Genomic DNA, 14,801 nt, shown 5'->3' on the forward strand with positions numbered 1-14,801 from the left:
TGAAAATGAAAAAGAGTTTGTAATATAGAGATTACAATATTCTGCTGATTATAGTCAATAGCTTTAAAATAGAATAGCGTTGACAGATAAATATAGATATTTTATTCTTTTCCCGACCTTCTTTTTAAAGGATTATGCTTACTTTTGCGTAGAATTTTTATTCACTAACAATAAACTTTAAACAAAATGGTTAATTACAAAGATTTAGGCCTTGTAAACACAAGAGAGATGTTTGCTCGTGCTATTAAAGGTGGATATGCAATCCCTGCATTCAACTTCAACAATATGGAACAAATGCAGGCTATCATTAAGGCTGCCGTAGAGACAAAGTCTCCGGTTATCCTCCAAGTTTCTAAGGGTGCCCGTCAGTATGCTAATGCTACTTTGTTGCGTTACATGGCTCAGGGTGCTGTAGAATATGCAAAAGAATTGGGTTGTAAACATCCTGAAATCGTTCTTCACCTTGACCATGGAGATACTTTTGAAACATGTAAAAGCTGTATCGACTCCGGCTTTTCATCGGTAATGATCGACGGTTCACATCTTCCTTACGAAGAGAACGTTGCTTTGACTAAGAAGGTTGTTGACTATGCTCATCAATTTGATGTAACGGTAGAGGGTGAACTTGGCGTGTTGGCCGGTGTAGAAGATGAAGTTTCTGCAGAACACCATACATATACCAATCCTGAAGAAGTGATTGACTTTGCTACTCGTACAGGTTGCGATTCTTTGGCTATTTCTATCGGTACTTCTCACGGTGCATATAAGTTCAAACCGGAACAATGTCACGTAGACCCTGCTACCGGTCGTCTGGTTCCTCCTCCATTGGAATTCGCTGTATTGGATGCTGTCATGGAGAAACTTCCGGGATTCCCCATCGTGCTTCACGGATCGTCTTCAGTTCCTCAGGAAGAAGTTGATACAATTAATAAGTATGGCGGTAAACTGGAGGCTGCTGTAGGTATTCCTGAAGAACAGTTGCGTAAGGCTGCTAAGTCTGCTGTTTGTAAGATTAACATCGATTCAGACTCTCGTTTGGCTATGACTGCTGCTGTCCGTAAGGTATTTGCAGAGAAACCGGCTGAATTTGACCCGCGTAAGTATCTGGGTCCGGCTCGTGACAATATGGAGAAGCTGTATAAGCATAAAATCATCAACGTGCTTGGTTCAGATAATAAATTGGCTGAATAAGTTACCAGATTAAATTGAATAAAGTAGCCCCTGCAATAACCAGATATTGCAGGGGCTGTTTCTTATGAGTTAAGATACTATTAAAGCTCGATTACTAGGGATTCCCGTGGTTGCATCTTCAATTCTTTTCCAAAGGTGATTATTTGGCCACTTAGAATATCTTTTCCTTGTTTGGTATCTTTCAAAATTTCTTTGTAGAACTTCAGAGATACAGTGGTTGAAGTGTCTGTTCCATTGAGCATTACAAATACAGTTTTACCTTCGTATTGTCTGGCATAAGCATATACTCCGTTTTGTACCATAAATTGCGTCATACTGCCTTTGGCAATAACGTCATTACCTTTACGCCAATTCAAAAGAGTTTTGTAGAAGTTATAACAATCATTTTGTAATTTGCTACGTCCCGCAGCTGTAAAAACAGTCTCTTTATCGTCATCCCATCCACCGGGGAAGTCCTTGCGTACATAACCGTCACTTTTACTCTTTACACCGTTCATCATGATTTCCGTACCATAATAGAGTTGCGGAATACGACGGGTAGTAAGCAATAGGGTGGAGGCTTGTTTCAGCATTGGCAGATTATCACCGTCGCCAAGGAAACGGTCGGTGTCGTGGTTTTCGATGAAGGCCAATACGGAAGCCGGGTTAGGATAGAGGAAATCGTATACAAAACTATTGTATACACGATCAAGTCCTTTGAACCAAGTTTCGGTCTGTTCGTTCTTGGCTGTATTGATTTTATCGAAAAAGCTGAAGTCCATTACGGTTTTCAGATTACTGTTCTTTGGGGCAGACAACTTAGAGTCTTTTTGCCACCAAGCTGTATAAGCCGGTTCGGTTACCCAGGTTTCGCCCACAGTATTATAATTAGGATATTCCTCATTCAATTCCTTCATCCAGTTACTCATGGCATCATAGTCGGCATATGGATATGTATCCATGCGGATACCATCTATATTGGCATATTCAATCCACCAGAAACTATTTTGGACAAGATAACGATATACATGCGGGTTCTTCTGGTTAAGGTCAGGCATAGCGGTAACAAACCAACCGTTATTCATTTGGTCAAAATCATACTTTGATGCATATGGATCTACATGTGGAGTCAATTTGAAAGAAGTCTGTACAAAGTTTGTTTCATGGTTAGGATTGTTAAACCAATCCTTACTCGGCATATCTTTTATCCAAATGTGGTCTACACCACAATGGTTGAAAATCATATCCATTACAATTTTAATGTCACGGGCATGAGCTTTCTCTATCAGTAGTTTATATTCTTCATTGGTACCGAAGCGTGGGTCTACCTTGTAATAATCGGTAGTGGCATATCCATGGTAAGATCCTCCGCTCATATTATTTTCCAGTACCGGGGTAAACCAGAGAGCAGTGACACCAAGGTCTGTAAAATAGTCTAGATGCTTTTCAATACCGGCTAAGTCTCCACCATGGCGTGCATTAGGATTGTTACGATCCACCTTACTATCCATCATACCTTCAATATGGTCGTTTTCTGGATTACCATTGGCAAAGCGGTCGGGCATTAACAGATAAAGTGCGTCGGATGCATCGAAACCTTTGTGTTCACATCCTTTCTTTGTGCGGATTTTCAACTCATATTCTTTGACCAGTTTCTTTTTACCTTGTGTAAAGGTCAATGTCATCTTACCCGGCTTTACGTCTTTGTCCAGTTTTAGATAGACCAACAGATAATTATCGCTTTCCAACTTGACGGTACTGCTCAAGAAGACACCGGGATAGTTAACAGATACCGAAGCATTGCCGATACCTTCACCATATACCATTAGTTGAAGCTCGGGATTATGCATACCGGCATACCAAAACGGAGGGTCGATCTTGTTAATGTTTATGGCTGCATACGTGCTAAGAGAAAGTAGGAATACTCCTAGAATAAAAAATGACTTTTTCATGATAGTAACTTTTCGGTTATTTATTTCGTACTAATGTAAAACAAATAACGGAGAAAGTTGAACCTTCTCCGTCATAATCATTTATATACTTTATGCAAACGTTTTCACTATCTGTTGGTAGTTTTAAGATTATTTTTTTTCTCAGGTACTTTACCCTTGAAGAAGTCTTCTGTTTTTTTATGTTCCCTGATATCTTTTAACCAGGCTTCTGCGGCATTATAATAATTGGTTGTGCATAGAATGACATTTCCTGCATCATCTGTTTCAGGTTCCTGTTCTTTGTTCTGTAAAGAACGTGTTTTTAAGAAGGCTTCCAGGCTGCGTATAGCATTTGGAGTATCTTTTAAGCTATAATAGTAGACAAAAGCAAGGTCGTAAAGCAGTTTATGATTGTTCCGGTCATATTTTTCATAACGTTCTTTAATGGATTGTATCTGCTCTTTAAACATGAACGCCATTTTATAGCAGTCTGTCATTCCTATATAAAGTCGTATCATACTACTATCCTTAGGTACGGAAAGTTCTATGGCATCTTGCAGATAAGCGACCCCTTGTTCCTTCCATGATGTTTTGGCGCAAGAGCGTCCCAGATAATATAATAGATTGACATTTTGAGGGTCATATTTTCTGGCTATCTCTAACATGTCATGTGCACCATAATAGTTCTCTTTTGCATAATAACTGATACCTAAGTAATAACAGGTATGGAATGAACTGTCTCCTTGGTTTACTAGATATTCATAGCGTTGTATAGCGGTAGAGTAGTCTTTTTTCAAACAGTAAGCCAGCGCATTTTGACGGTTTACAGCAATATTTGTAGAGTCTATCTTTCGGTATTTTTCAGTAGTTTCGATTGCTTCATCATAATATTTCCCTCCTATAAAGAGACTACCTAGTTTGGCTGCTGATAGAAAATCATCCGGATATTTTTCTTGAATGATTGAGTAGCAACCTGCAGCTGGAAGTGGCTGATTGGTTCCCTCAAAACTTTGTGCCTGTAAATGTAGTGCGATGGCAGAACTGTCTTTTTCGGTTAATAAACTACTTTCTCCCAATGCTTCCTGATATTTTTGTAAATTTAGCAATAAGTTGATATATTGAATACGTGTATATTTGTTGTCAGGGTTCAGGATGAGTGCTTTTTGGTAATAATCCAATGCTTGATTTTGTTTAGCCAGGCTTTTATAACATTCGGCTACCTCAATGTATGCACGTGGATTTAAAGAGTCCTGTACTACTATTTTTCGAAATACTTCAAGTGCTTCCAAGTTGTTGCCCAATCCTTTGAGGGCTCTCCCTTTTTGGTAAAGCAAAGGGATGGTAGGCTCTTCTTGATTAATAAGTGATAAGGCGGTTTCGTAATCGTAGTTTACCATTGCATCTTGAATTGGGTTTGTGTTTTGTGCTATCAGGAAAGAACAGCAAACACATAATCCTAGAGAGATAAAAAGTTTTTTCATGCCATATAAACTTTAATGAATTGCTAATATGGGTGCAAGTTACTAAAAAGAATGTGTTTACGAAATTATCGTAGGTATTTTTAAATAGATTAACGGATAAAAAAACGCTCTTCCATAATAGAAGAGCGTTTCATATTGAGATTTTTTAATTCAGAATGAATTACATCAAGAATCCTAGCAAAATACCGGCGGCTACTGCAGAACCGATAACACCTGCTACATTTGGACCCATAGCATGCATCAACAGATAGTTTGTCGGATCATATTCCAAACCTACTATCTGAGAGATACGTGCGGAATCGGGTACGGCGGATACACCGGCATTACCAATTAATGGATTAATCTTGTTACCTTTCTTCAGGAAGATGTTGAATATCTTCACGAAGAGTACACCGGAAGCTGTAGCAACGATGAACGAGAAGGCACCCAAACCGAAAATCCATAATGAATCTGTAGTCAAGAATTCAGATGCTTGGGTCGAAGCACCTACTGTAAGACCTAGCAAAATTGTGATTGTATCAATTAGTGGACCACTGGCTGTATTTGCTAAACGACGGGTTACACCACTTTCTTTCAGTAAATTACCAAAGAATAACATACCAAGCAAGGGCAAACCGGACGGAACGAGAAAACAGGTGAGTAACAAACCGATTATCGGGAACATTACTTTTTCTGTATGAGAAACAACACGCGGCGGTTTCATACGAATAAGGCGTTCGTGCTTGGTGGTGAGCAGACGCATGATAGGAGGTTGTATCACTGGTACCAGGGCCATATATGAGTAAGCCGATACCGCGATGGCCCCCATCAGATTAGGAGCTAACTTAGATGAAAGGAAGATAGCTGTTGGACCGTCGGCACCACCGATGATACCGATAGCACCGGCTTGCATCGGATCGAACCCGATAGCCAAAGCTGTCATGTAAGCACCGAAAATACCAAACTGTGCGGCTGCACCGATCAACATCAATTTGGGATTCGATATCAATGCGGAGAAATCCGTCATGGCACCGATACCCAAAAAAATGAGTGGAGGATACCAACCGGAAGTCACTCCTTGATATAAAATGTTGAGTACAGACCCTTCTTCATAGATACCAACTTTTAATCCGGCGTCCATATTGAAAGGAATATTGCCGATCAACATACCGAAACCGATCGGAATCAATAACATCGGTTCAAATTCCTTGGCAACTGCCAAGTATATGAAAAACAAACCTACCAGAAGCATTATCACGTGTCCGCCTGTTGCATTGGCAAAGCCCGTATAGGTCCAAAAGTCGGCAAGGTTGTTTCCTAAAAATGTGATAAATTCTCCCATATTATTCAATAATTACGAGGTCGGTACCTTCGAGAACAGAATCTCCTTTATTAACATTGATGGCGGTAATCTTTCCGTCTTTATCGGCATTGATGTTGTTTTCCATTTTCATGGCTTCCAGAATGATGATGACCTGACCTTTTTTCACGGTATCACCGACATTAACCTTGATATCAAGGATAACACCTGGCAATGGAGACTTCACACCAGATTTTCCGGTAGAGGCTGTAGCCGGTTTTACTACCGAAGTTGGAGGTACTGCCGGAGCTGTAACCGCTGGACGTACCACAGGTTTAACAACTACTTTAGGAGCTTTTTCCATTTCAACATTATAAGGAGTACCGTTCACTTCTACGTGAGCGATATTGTCTTCAATATCTCCAATGGTAACCTTATATACGTTACCGTTAATTTTATATTTATATTCTTTCATCATTTTATTTTTTAAAGGGTGACTTTACTTTCTCTGAGGAGTTTCACGCAATGTGTAAATTTTGGAACTCCATGGTGAATAGCTACGTTTTACACGAGTAATAGTAAGGACTGTGTCTTCCACATCGTGTACATTGCTTTGCATCTCGTGCATAGCCATTGCAATGGCGGCAAATACTTCACCCGGAGCTTCTCCTAATTGTTTCTCTTTGGCTTCTTGTTTATTAGTGATACCTTTTACTCTCATGGCGTTACGCTTACTGAGGTTGACAGATATTTTACCCACAATTTTGAAAGAGATATAAAGAAGAATCAATCCGCAGAATACTACACTCATGGCAGAGATAGCCATACCAATCCCGGCACTGTCATGTTCCTCAAACTTTTCCATCTTGGCATTACTGTTGATGGTTTGGTTGTTGGTACTTGGGGTAACGTATTTGTCAGCACTTTCTCCTTTTACTTCCCATTCTTCGGATGCGTCACTGATACGGGCATAAGACTGATTAGCTTTTAATAAGCCGACAGGTACTGTTATCTGGTCAAGCAATTTTTTACCGGAGTCATACAAACCAATCCAGTTGGCATTCAAAGTATCTAACTTGAAATTGGTATGGAAAGTTCCACGATTAGGTTCCTCGTCAGCCCAGAACAATGCATGCTGACGGGGTTTTATCAATGTCAGTACGTCACCTTTCGGGATGAAATATGTAGCGGTATCACCAGGTTGACTACTGAACTTCAAATAGCAGCCTGCAAGGTCGGCACTACCATACGATTTATTGAATATTTCAATCCATGCGCTGTGTACACCGTAGTCATCCTGAAAGTTACTTTCATTATCGATTAGCACTTCATTCAACAACAGTTTGGCGTTCGATTTCTTTTCTCCACAAGAAGAACAGAACCCCAACACTAGCATCAATGAAAGGAATATTCCAATTTTTGTTTTATTCATAAATTTAAGTTTTTGAATTAAAGAGGAATATTTCCGTGCTTTTTAGCCGGGTTAGTCAGTTTCTTGGTTTGTAGTTGTTGCAAGGCACGAATGATACGGAAACGTGTATTACGTGGTTCAATGACATCATCAATATAACCATATTTAGCCGCATTGTAAGGATTAGCGAACAGCTTAGTGTATTCGGCCTCTTTTTCTGCCAAAAACTGAGCTGGATTTTCTTGCTCTTTGGCTTCACGTGCGTACAGAACTTCTACAGCGCCTGCACCACCCATAACAGCTATTTCAGCAGTAGGCCATGCATAGTTCATGTCGCCACGGAGTTGCTTACAGCTCATCACGATGTGTGAACCACCGTAGGACTTGCGTAAAGTGATAGTAACTTTAGGTACGGTAGCTTCACCGTAAGCATACAACAATTTGGCACCGTGCAGAATAACACCATTATATTCCTGACCTGTTCCCGGAAGGAATCCTGGTACATCTACCAATGACACAATAGGAATATTGAAAGCATCGCAAAAACGAACAAAACGTGCACCTTTACGTGATGCATTACTGTCCAAAACACCTGCCAAATATTTAGGCTGGTTGGCTACAATACCCACGGACTGACCGTTGAAACGTGCAAAACCAATAATAATGTTTTTGGAATAATCTTTCTGGATTTCGAGGAATTCACCGTTGTCTACGATAGCGCCAATAACTTCGTACATATCGTAAGGCTTATTCGGGTTATCAGGAATAATATCGTTCAGAGAATCTTCTAAACGATCAATTGGGTCTGTACAATCTGTGTATGGAGCCTCTTCTAGGTTGTTTTGTGGAATGTAACCCAACAACTTACGGATAAGTGCTAAACCTTCTTCTTCGGTTTGAGCTGTAAAATGAGTGACACCTGATTTTGTAGAGTGAACGCTTGCACCACCCAGGTTTTCTTGGCTGACGTCTTCACCCGTTACAGTTTTCACAACTTTTGGGCCTGTGAGGAACATGTAAGAAGTTCCTTCCATCATCAATGTGAAATCAGTCAAAGCTGGAGAATAAACGGCACCACCGGCACAAGGACCAAATATACCAGAGATTTGCGGAATAACACCTGAAGCAAGAATGTTACGTTGGAAAATCTCGGCATAACCAGCTAAAGCATTGATACCCTCCTGGATGCGTGCACCACCTGAATCATTTAATCCAATACAAGGCGCTCCCATCTTCATGGCTTTGTCCATAATATGGCAAATCTTCAGGGACATGGTTTCTGACAAAGAACCAGCAGATACAGTGAAGTCTTGAGCAAAAATGTAAACCAGACGTCCTCCGATAGTACCGCATCCGGTAACCACACCATCACCGGGATAGTGTTTCTTTTCCATTCCAAAGTTTGTACACCTATGTTCAACGAACATATCCATTTCTTCAAAACTACCTTCGTCAAGAAGCATAGCTATACGTTCGCGAGCTGTATATTTTCCTTTCTCGTGTTGCTTGGCTATCGCTTTTTCACCACCACCCAGACGTGCTGCCGTACGGCGGTCTATAAGCTCTTTAATTTTCTCAAGTTGATTACTCATCTTATTATTTCCGATTTAATTATTAACTATTCCGATTAATATTACCTGTCGTTTACGGCTTTTCGCAAAGTTCAGTCAATACACCCAAAGTTGATTTAGGATGTAAGAAAGCGATGTTTAAACCCTCGGCACCTTTACGAGGTGCTTTATCAATGAGGCGTATACCTTTTTCTTCCACTTCAACAAGCGCATTGGCTACTCCATCTTCCACAGCGAATGCCAGATGGTGCATACCACCGTTACCATTGTTTTTTTCGATAAATTTGGCAATGGTGCTTTCGGGAGAAGTCGGTTCCAGCAACTCGATCTTTACGTCACCCACTTTCAGAAAAGCGGTTTTTACTTTTTGATCCTCTACAGTTTCAATGTTGTAGCATTTCAAGCCTAATACGTTTTCGTAGTATGGCAGAGCCTCTTCAATGCTTTTTACGGCAATGCCCAAATGTTCAATGTGTGAAATCTTCATAACTTTATTTATTAATGTTGGTATCGTCTTTCATGCCAAAATATAAAATCGTACAAAATAAGGTATTTCTAATTAAATAAAGAAATTTTTCGTCAATTAAATGTGCTGTAATTTGTCTGTCTTTCATTGTGGACATTTCGTGTTTATGTAGGCAATACTTTTTAGAATAAACAGATGATGGAGGTATTGGTGGCTATCGACCAATTTAGTGACCGTGACTTATCCGATAAAAATGTAGATGACGTTAAGTCTGATTTCTCTATTTTTTATCATGGAACAGCTTGTGAAACTTGTGAATTCTTCTATAGGTAAGTATTTGTATGAGGCTTATCTGAAGAATTTGATGGATGAACAAAAAATTGAAATACAGGAAACATTAGGAATATAAGGCTAGGTAAAAAAGTTTTTTAGATTTATAATCTTTTTTTATGCCAATAATCGGTTAACTTTTGAAGTGATATAAAATTTTACTTCTATTTGTTGTATCTTTGTTACCAAAAATACATTTGAGCAAATATTATGTCACATTTAGCTCCTTTGATAGCCGATTTGGCTTTGATATTGATTTGCGCCGGAATAATGACGCTACTGTTTAAGAAATTGAAACAACCGTTGGTCTTGGGATATGTCGTGGCAGGTTTTCTTGCCAGTCCGCACATGGCATATACCCCTTCGGTGATGGATACGGCAAATATACAGACTTGGGCGGATATTGGCGTTATCTTCCTTTTGTTTGCCTTGGGGTTGGAGTTCAGTTTCAAGAAAATAGTCAAGGTGGGAGGAGCGGCTATTATCGCAGCTTGTACTATTATATTTTGTATGATATTGCTGGGAATAACGGTTGGAACCTCTTTTGGCTGGAAGCGGATGGACTGTATCTTTTTGGGAGGTATGATCGCTATGTCTTCCACAACCATCATTTATAAGGCATTTGATGACCTGGGAATGCGTAAGAAACAATTCACGGGATTGGTGTTGAGCGTGCTGATTTTGGAAGATATACTTGCGATAGTCTTGATGGTCATGCTGTCTACCATGGCTGTGAGTAATAACTTTGAGGGTACGGAAATGTTAGGTAGTATTGCAAAACTGCTGTTTTTCCTTATCCTTTGGTTTGTAGTGGGGATTTATCTGATCCCTGTTTTCTTGAAGAGATGCCGTAAACTGATGAGCGAAGAAACGTTGTTGATCGTTTCGTTGGGGCTTTGTTTCGGAATGGTTGTCATGGCGGCACATACCGGTTTCTCTGCGGCGTTTGGTGCCTTCATTATGGGGTCTATTCTAGCAGAGACGGTGGAAGCGGAAAGTATAGAACATTTGGTAAAACCAGTGAAAGATCTGTTCGGTGCCATTTTCTTTGTGTCGGTGGGGATGATGGTAGATCCGGCTATGATAGTAGAGTATGCAGGTCCTATTGTCGTCATAACATTGGCTGTAATTATTGGACAGTCATTATTCGGGACTTTAGGTGTACTATTGGCTGGACAACCGTTGAAGACAGCCATGCAATGTGGGTTCAGTTTGACGCAAATTGGTGAATTTGCTTTTATTATTGCTTCTTTGGGAGTATCTTTGCGTGTTACAAGTCATTTCTTATATCCTATTGTGGTAGCGGTATCTGTAATTACCACTTTTCTTACTCCATATATGATCCGTTTAGCGGAGCCGGCATCGAACTTTGTTGATGTACATTTGCCGCAGAAATGGCGGAAGTTCCTGATGCGCTATGCTTCTGGAACGCAGACAATGAATCATGAGAGTTTGTGGAAGAGACTGATATTTGCTTTGGTACGTATCACGATGGTCTATTCTATTATAAGTGTGGCAGTGATAGCCATTGCCTTCCGTTTTTTGGTGCCGTTGTGCCATGATGCGTTGCCCGGAGTGTGGGGCTCATTGTTGGCTGCTTTTATTATTATTTTGTTTATTGCTCCTTTCCTTCGTGCCATTATGATTAAAAAGAATCATTCGGTAGAGTTTGTTACACTTTGGCATGATAACAGGGGAAATCGCGCCCCTTTGGTGGCTACAATTGTACTACGTATCTTGTTGGCGGTCTCATTTGTAATGTTTGTTATTGGCGGACTGTTTAAGGTCTCTGTTGGTTTGGTCTTAGGAGTTGCGGTGTTGTTGGTTATTGTAATGATACTTTCTCGTCAATTGAAAAAACAATCTATAATGATAGAACGGACTTTCTTTCAGAATTTGCGTTCTAGGGATATGCGTGCAGAGTACTTGGGAGAGAAAAAACCAGAGTATGCAGGACGTCTGCTTTCTCGTGATTTACATCTGACCGATTATGAAATTCTCGGCGAATCGGCTTGGGCAGGTAAAACATTAGCAGAATTGAATTTTGGTAAAAAATATGGTGTGCATGTCGTATCTATTCTTCGTGGGCGGAAACGAATTAATATTCCAGGGGCTTCTGTACGCCTTTTCCCTCAGGATAAAATTCAAGTTATTGCCACAGATGAAGAATTGAATGTATTTGGTGATGAAATGGGTAAGGTTTCTTCAATGGATACGGATGTGGTAGAGAAAAGTGCGATGATATTACGTCAATTTCGAATAGATGAGAACTCGCCATTCTTGGGTAAAACGTTGAAGGAAGTCGGTATTCGCGAAAAATATCATTGCTTGATAGCCGGTGTGGAAAGAGGAGAAGAAACTCTACATGCCCCTGATCCTCATGAGCCTTTTGTAGAAGGTGATGTCGTTTGGATAGTTGGCGAAAATGATGATGTATATCAATTAGTTGGTAAAAATGATGAAATAGTAGACATGTAATACAGTGGAAAAAGTTATATTTGTTTCGTAAACATAAACGTTAATAAAAAGAATATTATGAAAAGTGATCCGAAAGAATGTCTGTATTGTCAGAATAATGAAACATTGCACAATCTGATGATTGAGATTGCGCAGTTGAGTGTGTCGCGTGTTTTCCTTTTTAAGGAACAAACTTATCGTGGACGTTGCTTGGTGGCTTACAAAGATCATGTTAATGACCTAAATGAATTAAGTGACGAAGAACGTAATGCTTTTATGGCTGATGTGGTCCTTGTGACACGTGCTATGCAAAAAGCATTTAACCCGGAAAAAATCAATTACGGCGCTTATTCAGATAAGCTTTCTCATCTCCATTTCCATTTGGCTCCGAAATATGTAGATGGTCCTGATTATGGGAGCGTTTTCCAAATGAATCCGGGAAAGGTATATCTGACGGATAAGGAGTATGAGGAACTGATCGAAGCGATAAAAAGAAATCTTTGATTAGGTGTAAAGTCAAGTATAAACTATAAGGTATAAACTATAAGGTATAAACTATATGGAATTATGGTATAGTGATTAATGCTTTATAGTTTATACCTAATTTATAGTTTTCCTAGTATCTTATCCATTACCCAATTTGTCAGAGTAGCGCTTTCGCCGTCGCAACTGCAAACGGATTTTCCTAGTAGATGGTCTACTACAGCCTGAATAAGTGGTTGCTGAACGTATATTGGATTTTCTACGGGAATTTCTTCTCTTCCTCTTTCTGTATGTAGCGCAATAGGATCGTAGGTAAATACAGAGAAACAAATCATACCTTTATCGCCTATAATTTCGATACGGTCTTCACGGGCTGATTCGTGGGCGACAAAACACCATGAACCACTACCAACTAATCCATTATCAAATTGGAAACAGGCGCTCAATGTGTCTTCTGCCGGATAAAGTCCACCGCGATTACTCTTGTATCCATTGGCTTTGAGTATACAACCGAACATGTCTTGTAAGATATCTATCTGATGAGGAGCGAGATCGTAAAAATAACCGCCTCCCGCAATATCAGGTTGTACACGCCAAGGTAAGTTCTCTTTATTGTAATCTAGGTCTCGTGGAGGTTGGGCGAAACGGATCTGAATATTGATAATATTTCCTATCGCATTTTCTTCTACTAAAGATTTGACTTTTTGAAAATAAGGAAGATAACGACGATAGTAAGCCACGAAACAGGGTACTCCGGTCTCTTGTGAAATACGGTTTATACGGCAACATTCTTCGTAGGTAACAGCCATTGGCTTTTCTATGTATACCGGTTTTCCCGCTTTCATTGCCATAATAGCGTATGTCGCATGTGAAGAGGGAGGGGTAGCGATGTATACGGCATTTACTTCTTCGTCATCAATCAATTCTTGCGCATCGTCATACCATTTAGCAATATCTCTTTCTTTGGCATATGCTTTGGCTTTAGAGACGTCTCGACTCATCACTGCTACTACTTCGGAATGGTCTATTTTCTGGAAGGCAGGTCCACTTTTATATTTGGTCACTTCTCCGCAACCGATAAATCCCCATTTTATTATTTTTTCGCTCATAATTTGATACTATTTGAGTATTATTCTTCAAAGTCGAAGTCGAAATCAAAGTCATCTATAAATTCCGGAGTAGTGAACTCATCCAGAGTGCGTCGATCTTTCTTAGTGGGGCGTCCAGTTCCCTTTGCTCGGTTAACGAAACCACTGACATGACTCATTTCCAATAGCTCATATTGATCAGGAGTGGTTACATTTTCCATCATTTCGGTAACAAGTTTGGCTCCCACGCGTTTTTCAATGGGCTGTAACACTTTGAAAGAATAAGTGATAGGTGGTTTCCGTACTTGTATTACATCTCCCGGTTTTATCATACGGGCAGCTTTGGCTAGTGTACCGTTAATGCTTATACGTCCTTTTTTACAAGCTTCGGCAGCTATAGTACGAGTTTTGAATATACGTACAGCCCACATCCATTTATCTATTCTTGCTTCACTCATTTCTTATTAAACTGATTCATTGTGATATCAATTCCTGCCAAACAAAAACTTTTTATGATTTCACCGGCAGTTTCCAGACATTCATTCATTGTTTTTAAATCCTCGTCAGTAAAGTGTCCGAGTACATAGTCAATCTGTCCTCCACGAGGAAATTCGTTACCGATACCAAAACGTAAGCGAGCATAACTTTGTGTTCCTAAGGTTGCAGCGATATGTCTGAGGCCGTTGTGTCCGGCATCACTTCCCTTACCTTTCAGGCGTAATGTACCAAAAGGTAATGCCAGGTCATCTACTACTATCAATACATTCTCTAACGGAATATTTTCTTTTTGCATCCAATAGCGTACGGCATTACCGCTAAGGTTCATAAAAGTAGAAGGTTTCAATAACAATAGTTGGCGACCTTTGATGGATATGGTAGTAGTAAAACCATAACGTCCGTCAATAAAAGTTGTACCTGCTGCTTTTGCTAATGCATCTACTACCATAAAACCAATATTATGGCGAGTTTCATGATATTCCGGTCCTATATTACCCAATCCCACAATTAAATATTTCATTATATAATGATTTGTGATTTAATAAAGAACGCGAATTACCGCAGTAGTCCGCGGATATAAAATCTGCGTCACCTGCGTTAATCCGCGTTCCGAATATTTTCTTACTAAAGAAGTAC

Annotated in this window: 14 protein-coding genes; 4 read left to right on the forward strand and 10 right to left on the reverse strand. The window is 39.8% G+C overall.

Going from position 1 to position 14,801, the window contains the following annotated elements; all coding sequences use genetic code 11:
• Nucleotides 1-186: 186 nt before the first annotated feature.
• Nucleotides 187-1,191 (forward strand): class II fructose-bisphosphate aldolase, encoded by a 1,005-nt coding sequence (locus C1A09_RS08600; protein WP_101543143.1) that lies wholly within the window; start codon nt 187-189, stop codon nt 1,189-1,191.
• An 80-nt stretch (nt 1,192-1,271) separates the two neighbouring features.
• Here the strand turns inward: C1A09_RS08600 and C1A09_RS08605 are convergent, their stop codons facing one another.
• The 7 genes from C1A09_RS08605 to mce all read right to left on the reverse strand — a co-directional run bounded on the left by C1A09_RS08605 (nt 1,272) and on the right by mce (nt 9,330).
• Complete coding sequence (locus C1A09_RS08605; protein ID WP_101543144.1) at nt 1,272-3,122, reverse strand: glycoside hydrolase family 13 protein; 1,851 nt, start codon at nt 3,120-3,122, stop codon at nt 1,272-1,274.
• A gap of 107 nt (nt 3,123-3,229) precedes the next feature.
• Nucleotides 3,230-4,582 carry a tetratricopeptide repeat protein gene (locus C1A09_RS08610; RefSeq protein ID WP_101543145.1) on the reverse strand — a complete coding sequence of 451 codons (1,353 nt, stop codon included), beginning with the start codon at nt 4,580-4,582 and terminating at the stop codon, nt 3,230-3,232.
• Between the two features lie 160 nt (nt 4,583-4,742).
• Nucleotides 4,743-5,903, reverse strand: a complete 1,161-nt coding sequence (locus C1A09_RS08615) for a sodium ion-translocating decarboxylase subunit beta (protein WP_101543146.1) — start codon at nt 5,901-5,903, stop codon at nt 4,743-4,745.
• Nucleotide 5,904: 1 nt separating this feature from the next.
• A complete protein-coding gene (locus tag C1A09_RS08620) occupies nt 5,905-6,336 on the reverse strand; it encodes an acetyl-CoA carboxylase biotin carboxyl carrier protein (protein WP_101543448.1) in 432 nt (143 codons plus the stop codon).
• A gap of 24 nt (nt 6,337-6,360) precedes the next feature.
• Nucleotides 6,361-7,293 carry an OadG family transporter subunit gene (locus C1A09_RS08625; protein WP_101543147.1) on the reverse strand — a complete coding sequence of 311 codons (933 nt, stop codon included), beginning with the start codon at nt 7,291-7,293 and terminating at the stop codon, nt 6,361-6,363.
• 17 nt (nt 7,294-7,310) lie between these two features.
• Nucleotides 7,311-8,864 carry an acyl-CoA carboxylase subunit beta gene (locus tag C1A09_RS08630; RefSeq protein WP_101543148.1) on the reverse strand — a complete coding sequence of 518 codons (1,554 nt, stop codon included), beginning with the start codon at nt 8,862-8,864 and terminating at the stop codon, nt 7,311-7,313.
• Between the two features lie 52 nt (nt 8,865-8,916).
• Nucleotides 8,917-9,330, reverse strand: coding sequence for a methylmalonyl-CoA epimerase (gene mce, locus C1A09_RS08635; RefSeq protein WP_101543149.1), 414 nt, complete (start codon nt 9,328-9,330; stop codon nt 8,917-8,919).
• Nucleotides 9,331-9,504: 174 nt separating this feature from the next.
• Between mce and C1A09_RS16340 the strand changes: the two genes are divergently transcribed.
• The 3 genes from C1A09_RS16340 (at nt 9,505) to C1A09_RS08645 (ending at nt 12,600) form a co-directional block, all read left to right on the forward strand.
• The gene (locus C1A09_RS16340; protein WP_180949198.1) at nt 9,505-9,642 is read left to right on the forward strand and encodes a hypothetical protein; all 138 of its coding nucleotides are present in this window, start codon (nt 9,505-9,507) and stop codon (nt 9,640-9,642) included.
• Nucleotides 9,643-9,849: 207 nt separating this feature from the next.
• Nucleotides 9,850-12,117: a monovalent cation:proton antiporter family protein gene (locus C1A09_RS08640; RefSeq protein WP_101543150.1), complete on the forward strand. Its 2,268-nt coding sequence runs from the start codon at nt 9,850-9,852 to the stop codon at nt 12,115-12,117.
• Nucleotides 12,118-12,174: 57 nt separating this feature from the next.
• On the forward strand, nt 12,175-12,600 hold the full coding sequence (locus tag C1A09_RS08645; RefSeq protein WP_101543151.1) for an HIT family protein: 426 nt from the start codon (nt 12,175-12,177) through the stop codon (nt 12,598-12,600).
• A gap of 101 nt (nt 12,601-12,701) precedes the next feature.
• On the opposite strand, the gene C1A09_RS08650 is transcribed toward C1A09_RS08645, so the two are convergent.
• Genes C1A09_RS08650 through pth form a run of 3 tightly spaced genes read right to left on the reverse strand, consistent with a single transcriptional unit; the run spans nt 12,702 to nt 14,685 of the window.
• Nucleotides 12,702-13,688 carry a Gfo/Idh/MocA family protein gene (locus tag C1A09_RS08650; protein ID WP_101543152.1) on the reverse strand — a complete coding sequence of 329 codons (987 nt, stop codon included), beginning with the start codon at nt 13,686-13,688 and terminating at the stop codon, nt 12,702-12,704.
• Nucleotides 13,689-13,708: 20 nt separating this feature from the next.
• Nucleotides 13,709-14,125 (reverse strand): RNA-binding S4 domain-containing protein, encoded by a 417-nt coding sequence (locus tag C1A09_RS08655; RefSeq protein ID WP_101543153.1) that lies wholly within the window; start codon nt 14,123-14,125, stop codon nt 13,709-13,711.
• Nucleotides 14,122-14,685 carry an aminoacyl-tRNA hydrolase gene (gene pth, locus C1A09_RS08660; RefSeq protein ID WP_101543154.1) on the reverse strand — a complete coding sequence of 188 codons (564 nt, stop codon included), beginning with the start codon at nt 14,683-14,685 and terminating at the stop codon, nt 14,122-14,124. The genes C1A09_RS08655 and pth overlap by 4 nt, the downstream gene beginning before the upstream one ends.
• Between the last annotated feature and the right edge of the window lie 116 nt (nt 14,686-14,801).

This window comes from Bacteroides cutis (assembly GCF_900241005.1).
In the GTDB taxonomy this organism is placed as follows: domain Bacteria; phylum Bacteroidota; class Bacteroidia; order Bacteroidales; family Bacteroidaceae; genus Bacteroides; species Bacteroides cutis.

Bases quoted from the DNA above. Each gene is read 5' to 3' on its own strand.
- C1A09_RS08610 (WP_101543145.1), bottom strand. From the start codon at position 4,582: ATGAAAAAACTTTTTATCTCTCTAGGATTATGTGTTTGCTGTTCTTTC.
- pth (WP_101543154.1), bottom strand. From the start codon at position 14,685: ATGAAATATTTAATTGTGGGATTGGGTAATATAGGACCGGAATATCAT.
- C1A09_RS08640 (WP_101543150.1), top strand. From the start codon at position 9,850: ATGTCACATTTAGCTCCTTTGATAGCCGATTTGGCTTTGATATTGATT.
- mce (WP_101543149.1), bottom strand. From the start codon at position 9,330: ATGAAGATTTCACACATTGAACATTTGGGCATTGCCGTAAAAAGCATT.
- C1A09_RS08650 (WP_101543152.1), bottom strand. From the start codon at position 13,688: ATGAGCGAAAAAATAATAAAATGGGGATTTATCGGTTGCGGAGAAGTG.
- C1A09_RS08615 (WP_101543146.1), bottom strand. From the start codon at position 5,903: ATGGGAGAATTTATCACATTTTTAGGAAACAACCTTGCCGACTTTTGG.
- C1A09_RS08645 (WP_101543151.1), top strand. From the start codon at position 12,175: ATGAAAAGTGATCCGAAAGAATGTCTGTATTGTCAGAATAATGAAACA.
- C1A09_RS16340 (WP_180949198.1), top strand. From the start codon at position 9,505: ATGATGGAGGTATTGGTGGCTATCGACCAATTTAGTGACCGTGACTTA.
- C1A09_RS08655 (WP_101543153.1), bottom strand. From the start codon at position 14,125: ATGAGTGAAGCAAGAATAGATAAATGGATGTGGGCTGTACGTATATTC.
- C1A09_RS08620 (WP_101543448.1), bottom strand. From the start codon at position 6,336: ATGAAAGAATATAAATATAAAATTAACGGTAACGTATATAAGGTTACC.
- C1A09_RS08630 (WP_101543148.1), bottom strand. From the start codon at position 8,864: ATGAGTAATCAACTTGAGAAAATTAAAGAGCTTATAGACCGCCGTACG.
- C1A09_RS08605 (WP_101543144.1), bottom strand. From the start codon at position 3,122: ATGAAAAAGTCATTTTTTATTCTAGGAGTATTCCTACTTTCTCTTAGC.
- C1A09_RS08600 (WP_101543143.1), top strand. From the start codon at position 187: ATGGTTAATTACAAAGATTTAGGCCTTGTAAACACAAGAGAGATGTTT.
- C1A09_RS08625 (WP_101543147.1), bottom strand. From the start codon at position 7,293: ATGAATAAAACAAAAATTGGAATATTCCTTTCATTGATGCTAGTGTTG.